The 6,630-nt window shown below is 59.8% G+C and carries 6 protein-coding genes; 1 reads left to right on the top strand and 5 read right to left on the bottom strand.

Annotated features, from left to right (window positions below):
• A partial coding sequence (locus tag EOL86_11095) for a response regulator (protein ID NCD26120.1) occupies positions 1-1,284 on the top strand: 1,284 nt, incomplete at its 5' end.
• A gap of 129 nt (positions 1,285-1,413) precedes the next feature.
• Here EOL86_11095 and EOL86_11090 read toward each other — a convergent pair.
• From EOL86_11090 to EOL86_11070, 5 genes are all read right to left on the bottom strand, one after another.
• Positions 1,414-2,757 carry a sigma-54-dependent Fis family transcriptional regulator gene (locus EOL86_11090; GenBank protein ID NCD26119.1) on the bottom strand — a complete coding sequence of 448 codons (1,344 nt, stop codon included), beginning with the start codon at positions 2,755-2,757 and terminating at the stop codon, positions 1,414-1,416.
• Between the two features lie 16 nt (positions 2,758-2,773).
• Positions 2,774-4,273, bottom strand: a complete 1,500-nt coding sequence (locus tag EOL86_11085) for a PAS domain S-box protein (GenBank protein ID NCD26118.1) — start codon at positions 4,271-4,273, stop codon at positions 2,774-2,776.
• Between the two features lie 129 nt (positions 4,274-4,402).
• On the bottom strand, positions 4,403-5,104 hold the full coding sequence (locus EOL86_11080) for a hypothetical protein (GenBank protein NCD26117.1): 702 nt from the start codon (positions 5,102-5,104) through the stop codon (positions 4,403-4,405).
• 3 nt (positions 5,105-5,107) lie between these two features.
• Complete coding sequence (locus EOL86_11075) at positions 5,108-6,385, bottom strand: sulfite exporter TauE/SafE family protein (protein ID NCD26116.1); 1,278 nt, start codon at positions 6,383-6,385, stop codon at positions 5,108-5,110.
• 43 nt (positions 6,386-6,428) lie between these two features.
• Positions 6,429-6,630, bottom strand: a 202-nt coding sequence (locus tag EOL86_11070) for a response regulator (GenBank protein NCD26115.1), incomplete at its 5' end; no start/stop codon positions are given.

Below are 6,630 nucleotides of genomic sequence, written 5' to 3'. Positions count from 1 at the left end.
CGCCTGGAGTCCCTGGTTCCGGACTTGCTCGACGCCCTGCTGGCGACGTCCGAAATCGACGACATCAACCACTACATAGAGGTCCTGGGCGAAATCGCCGATCCCGCCGCCACCAACGCCCTGAGCGATTTTCTCTATTCCGGAAACCGGACCCTGATCATCTCGGCCGTCAAGGCCCTGGGCAAACTCGGCAGCCCCACGGCCATGATGCGGCTGTCCGAACGCATGGGCACGGACAGTCAGCTCGACATGCTCATTCTGGACATTTTCGCCCGGGTCCAGGACAGCATCTCCCTGGACAAGCTGAACGACGCCATCCGCTCCCACTATGCCCATCTGCGGACCTACGCCAAGAAAACCCTGACCGGCATCGGCCCCAAGGCCGTGCCCATTCTGACCCAAAATTTGCTCCTCGACGACCCGGACCTCCAAATCCATACCCTCAATGTCCTGGGAGACATCGGCGATCCAGCCGCCATCGGCCCCATTCGCAAACTGCTCCACAACCAGCCCAAAAATCCCAATGTCCGCTTCGCGGCCTACGAGGCCCTGGGCTTTTTGCCCCTGGACAAAGGCGCCTATGTGCTGACCATGGGCCTAGCCGATCCCGAGGAGCATGTCTGTCTCGCCGCGGCCAAGGCCATTGACCGCAATTTCAATGAAATCCTGGCCGCCGGCATCAGGAATTTGGCCGGAGACCGGGACGAGGACGCGCACCGGATCATTAAAACCGTCGTCAACGCCCAGGCCAGGCACATTTTCCTCGGCTTGATTTCGGAACGCCGCTTCCAGGACATCGCCCTGGTCTACCTGCTGCGGGCCCACCGCGACATCAAGGATTTTTTCTATGTCGTGCTCAAGGAAGAAGGCTACTCGGAACTGGCCCTGAAACTCCTGGCCCCGGGCAAGGACACCGCCGCCAGCCGCAAACGAGTCTGCGCCGTGGACGATTCCCGAATGATCCTGAACATCTACAAATCCACCCTGCACGAATTGGGTTTTGAGCCCGTGCTCTTCGAGTTCCCGGCCAGCGCCCTGGAATGGCTTCAGTCCGACAGGCCGGACATTGTCCTCACGGATCTCAACATGCCAGACATCACCGGCATCGACCTTGCCCGGGAAATCCGCAAAAAATTCTCCAAGGAAGACTTGCCGGTGATCATGATCACCACCCAAAACGAATCCACGGACACCAAGGCCGCCTTCGCGGCCGGCATCAACGACATTCTGCACAAGCCCTTCACGGCCGAAAGTCTGCGCGAAGCCCTCGAAAAATTCATCTAACGGGGAACGCGGCAGTATTCCGCTTCGTGATCAGCGTAAATCATTGCCGGAAGCACGGCCGTCTTGGCCGCTCTCATGCGGGCGAGACGCCCGCGCTCCCAGGACAAGGATCCGCCTTGAAATATGGGATCAGCCCAGGCCGAGCCGCTTGAGCTTCTCCCGCAAGGTCTTGCGGTCGATGCCCAGAATCTCGGCGGCGCGGGTCTTGTTGTCCCCGGTCCGGGCCAAAACATGGCGGATATGCTCGGCCTCGACCTCGGCCAGGGTTTTGTCGCCGTGATCGCAAAAGCGTTGACGCGAAATGGAAAACCGCATGGATTCGGGCAAATCGGGGATATCGATGCTCGGCCCGTCGCACACAACGATCAGGCGCTGGATCAAATTTTCCAGTTCGCGCACATTGCCTGGCCACGGATACTGATCCAGGGCGGCCAGGGCGGCATCGGAAAACGCCGGCAGGGGGCGCTTGAGCTCGGACGAGAATTTCCGGGCAAAATGATCGACCAGGGGCAAAATGTCCTCGCGGCGCTCGCTCAAGGACGGCAGGCGGATCTCGATGACGTGGATGCGATAATAGAGGTCCTCGCGAAACAGACCCTGATCCACCAACAGGCGCAAATTCTTGTGCGTGGCCGCGATGATGCGCGTGTCCACGGTGCGGATGCGCGAGGAACCGACCATGCAAAACTCCTTGCTTTGCATGACCCGCAGCAGCTTGGCCTGGAGATTGGGACTGGCGTCGCCGATCTCGTCCAGAAAAATCGTGCCGCCGTTGGCGATCTCGAAAAATCCGGCCCGGCTGTCCTTGGCCCCGGTGAAGGCCCCCTTGACGTGGCCGAACAGCTCGCTTTCGAGCAAACTGTCCGGAATGGCCGTGCAGTTGACGGGCACGAAGGCCGAGGCCCGGCGGTCGCTGTTGTAGTGCACGGCCCTGGCCACCAGCTCCTTGCCCGTGCCCGACTCCCCGGAAATGATCACGTTGGCCGACGTCCCCGACGCCTTGCGGATCATGTCGAAAACGGCCCGCATCTCCTTGGAGCGTCCCACGATGCCAAAGCCGGGCATGTCCCCGTTCTCGGACGTGGCCGCCCGACGGCGGGCCCGCTTTTCCAGGAGCTGCCCGACCACCGTCAATAACTCCTCGGCGGTGAAGGGCTTGGCCAGATATTCTCCCGCCCCGTCGCGCATGGCCTCCACCGCGCCCGTGATGGACGCGAAACCCGTGATCATCATGATATCCGTGTCCCGCAGGTTGTCGCGAACATATTTGACCAGATCCAGGCCGCTGGCCTGGGGCATTTTGTAATCCGTGATGACCAGATCCACCGGCGTCGCGTCCAAAAACGCGACCGCGTCCTCGACACTGCCCCGGGTGTGCACGACATGGCCCGATCCCGACAGATTGCGGGCAATGACTTCCAGTGTTGACGGGCTGTCGTCCACGGCCAGGATGGTGGCGGCGTTGTCCTTCATGTCCGATCCTTGAAATTTATTCGTCATGTCCCGGCGCCGTCGCGCTGCATGGAAACGCGATCTCGACGCGCGTCCCTTGTCCCTCGACGCTGTGCACCTCGATCACCCCGCCATGGGCGGTAACAATGCCGTGCACCACGGCCAGGCCGAGGCCCGTGCCCTGATCCACTTCCTTGGTGGTGAAAAAGGGATTGAAAATCTGCCGCAGCACTTCCGGCCCCATGCCCACTCCCGTGTCCGAGACCAGCAGATACACATCGTTCTTGAAGGACGAGGTCTGCATGCTCAGCGTGCCGCCAGTCGGCATGGCATGAATGGCGTTGACCACCAGATTGACCACGACCTGTTTCAAGTGCTGGGGGTCTCCCCAAATGGCCGGCACGTCCTCGGCCAAGTCCAGATCAATCCGAACGTGATTCCTGGTGGCGCTCATCTCCGTGAAGTACAAGGCGTCACGGATGATCTGGTTCAGGCTCACCAGGGCCTTGCGCAAGGGCACCTGCCGACTGAAGAGCATCAGTTTCTTGATGACTTCCCGACTGTGCAGTGCGGATTTGACAATATTTTCCAGATCCCGGCCAACCTGCTCGGGCAGGCCCGGCGCCTTGGCCGCGAGCTGCGCGAAACCCAGAATATTGGCGAGAGGCTCGTTCAGCTCATGGGCCACTCCGGCCGCGAACTGTCCGATCTTGGCCAGACGGTCGGCGTGCTGCAGTTGCCGCTCCAGATTGCGCTTGGTGACCAGGGCCTCGCGCTTGGCGATAATCCACCCCACGTGCTTGGCCAGGGCACCGAGGAGCTCCCGCTCCGTGGGCAGGAAGGCGCGTGGTCCTCCATGCCGGTCTCGACCATCGAGGCTGACGCTTAAATGGCCGCGCTTAACCCGATGCACTTCCACGTCCTCCACCAAGCGGGTTGCGGACTCCGGCGCGTAGCGGTCACTGGACAGGCCTTGACCATCGAGCACCAAACGCACTCCGGTCGCCTCCGGATACTGAAAAGCCGGTGGAATAAGGCGCAACACCTCATGCAAAACCTCGGTCAGGGTGCCGTCGGTATTCGCCACCAGTCGGTTCATGGCGTGCAGACAGGTCAATTCCTTATTCAAAACCACAAGTCGGTCGTGCTCGTGCCGTAGATTTCTCTGGCGCTGGACATGCGCGGTCACGTCCACGCCCACGCAAAGAACGCTGAGAACATCACCGGAGGCCATGAACAGCGGCTTGAGATTCCAATCGATGAACACGTCACGCCCGGACTTGTCCCGCAGGGCACCCTTGGCGCTAGCGAGCCCCCCGCCTCGGACAATGGCCAAGAATCTGGCCCGGGCCTGATCCCGCCGGGTTTCGTCGACGAAGGTCTCGAACCAGTCCACTCCGGCCAGTTCCCGGATGTGATATCCGGAAATGCGCTCGAAATGCGCGTTGCCGTGCACGATTCGGCCCTTTTCGTCCACGGTGACAACGATCCCATGGCTCAAATCGATCACGGTATTGTAATATTCGGCGAGATTCATGCCGCGCCTCCCCTTGTCCTTGCGCGGACCCTAGCAAATCCGGCCAGGGGCACAAAGATAAAAGGCGCGGCCCTGTCCGGACCGCGCCAGAAATACCAACAGCCTCGAAAAAACCGGGCAGACGAGTCATCAATGACCGCTGATCTTGAGCCCCCAGCCCTCGAAAACAAAGAGAATCGCGAAGCCGTACCACATGGTGTAAACAACATAGAAAACCAGGGAAAAGATCACGATGCCGGCCTTGTCCTTGATTTCCTCCGGCACGACCTTGTAATAGTTGTAGGCCGTTTCCACCACCTTGGCGTTGATGTTCGTCGCCACCTTGGCCTGGGTGAAGGCCTCCTGCTTTTTGAGTTCCTTGTCGAATCCATTCAGAATCTTGTACCAGTTGTACAGGGCCTGACGATCGTCCTTGCCCTGGTAGGCCGGGTATTTGGCTTTGAGGGCGTCACCGTCGTTATGATACATCGTGTCCGAGTCATCCAGACAGGCATTGAGAATGGCCAGATAATCACCCTGGACGGACAAGGATTTCCCTTCGGCCGTGGCCGTGGCTCCCGTCGCGGCGAGCAGCACCGCGCCTTCGGCCGCCCGGGCCTCGTTTTCCATGTCCATGGTCACGTCGATCCGATAGCCGGCCACGGTTTGGGCCTCTTCCTTCAGGGATTCAACGTAATGGGCCGATCCCTTGGAAATCGAATTGTACAGATTGTCCAGATAGGCCATGGCGTTGTGTCCGTCGAACAGAGGCTGGAACATGGCAATGAGCACGATGAAGAAGACCACCAGCAGGCCCAGCCCCGTGTTGAATTCCTTCTTGTTGTGAATCATGGCTTAAGCCTCCCCTTTCAACTTCTTGATATTCCCGAAGAACGCCCCGAAAACCCAGAGGCCGAACAGGGCTATGACGATAAAAAACAGATACATGCCCACGGTATCCATGCCCTTGGCCAGGCCGGCCCAGGACGCGGGCAGGATTTCCATGCTGACCAGTTTCTTGGGCAGGGCAAAAAACCGGTTCACGAAACCGGCCATGACCGAAATGGCGAAAAATCCGCGAATGGTAATGCCGGGCACGACCTTGGTGACCAGGGCGCCAATCTGGATGCCGGCCAGGGAACCCAGCAGCATGCCCATGGCCAGGGTGTAGAAGATGAAGCCATAAATGGCGTACTGGGTGATGGCGCCGTAACCGGCCGTGAACACGATCTGGAAAATGTCCGTGCCCACGGTGGTCAACGAGGATACGCCCAGGATGTAGACAAAGATGGGGAAGGTCAGAAAGCCGCCGCCAACGCCCATGATGCCCGCGGCCATGCCGACCAGAACCCCGGACAGCACCAGGAAGAGCCAGGAGATCTTGCGGCCGCCGGGAATGAGGCCCTGGTCAAAGGTGACCATGGGCGGCAGATTCACGGCCTGAAGCTTCTGGGCGATGCCGGTCATGGCCGCGCCGTCCGGGCCGTCGTGGGCGCCGCCGCCGTGTCCGGCCTTCTTGGCGCTAAAATAGTCGTACATGCCGTAGAATCCCAAAAATCCGAGCATGATGGTGTAGACAAAAGTAATGAAGGTATCGCTCAGGACCGGATTGACGTTGTACAAAAAACGGTTGATTCCCGCGCCCACGGTGGTGCCGATGATGGCGCCGATCAGAAAAACAAAGGCCAGCGGCACGGACACGTTGCCCATTTTGCGGTGCAGAACGCTGCCCATGATGGCCTTGGCGAAAATATGAAACAAATCCGTGCCCACGGCCAGGATGCCCTTAACCCCGGCGCTCATCAATGCCGGGGCAATGATAAAGCCGCCGCCAGCGCCGATGCAGCCGGAAATGAGGCCCGCGCCCACGCCCACGAAAATCGAAACGCAAAAAATAAACAGGCTGTAATAGGATGGACTGTAGGCTTCCTTGCCGCCGATCGTGCTGGGCAACGCCTGGCCAATCTCGTCGGCAAAGGCCCATCCGCCCAGAATGCAGGGGATCAGCAACAAGGCCAGAAGCCAAACCCGCCTTTTGTCGCCCAAAATAACGCGCGCGTTTTCCACTTCCCATCGGGCAAAGGACCGCGAGCCCTCCACCATGAACGAACCCCAATCTTTAAAGAATCCCATGATTTTTACCGCCTCCTCGTTGTGCCGCCACATGGCGCCTCGATTATATGGATGGTTTCCCCACTCCGCATGCCTCTTCCCCCCGCCTGCTCCGGAAGCAGGCGTCCATGATCTTCCGGATCAGCTCATCCAGCTCCACCGGTTTCATCAGATAGTCAAAAGCCCCCATGGCCATGCCGGCGATTGCCGCCTCCATGTCCGCGTGGCCAGTCAACATGCATACCGCCACATCGGGATGGCGCAGC

The organism is Deltaproteobacteria bacterium (assembly GCA_009930495.1).
GTDB lineage: Bacteria > Desulfobacterota > Desulfovibrionia > Desulfovibrionales > Desulfomicrobiaceae > Desulfomicrobium.
The sequence above is the reverse complement of the archived record's forward strand: the minus strand, read 5'-3'. Positions and strand labels throughout refer to the sequence as shown.

What these genes read in the sequence shown, in the direction of transcription:
- EOL86_11075 (NCD26116.1), bottom strand. Translation starts at nt 6,385, where the DNA reads ATGGGATTCTTTAAAGATTGGGGTTCGTTCATGGTGGAGGGCTCGCGG.
- EOL86_11085 (NCD26118.1), bottom strand. Translation starts at nt 4,273, where the DNA reads ATGAATCTCGCCGAATATTACAATACCGTGATCGATTTGAGCCATGGG.
- EOL86_11080 (NCD26117.1), bottom strand. Translation starts at nt 5,104, where the DNA reads ATGATTCACAACAAGAAGGAATTCAACACGGGGCTGGGCCTGCTGGTG.
- EOL86_11090 (NCD26119.1), bottom strand. Translation starts at nt 2,757, where the DNA reads ATGAAGGACAACGCCGCCACCATCCTGGCCGTGGACGACAGCCCGTCA.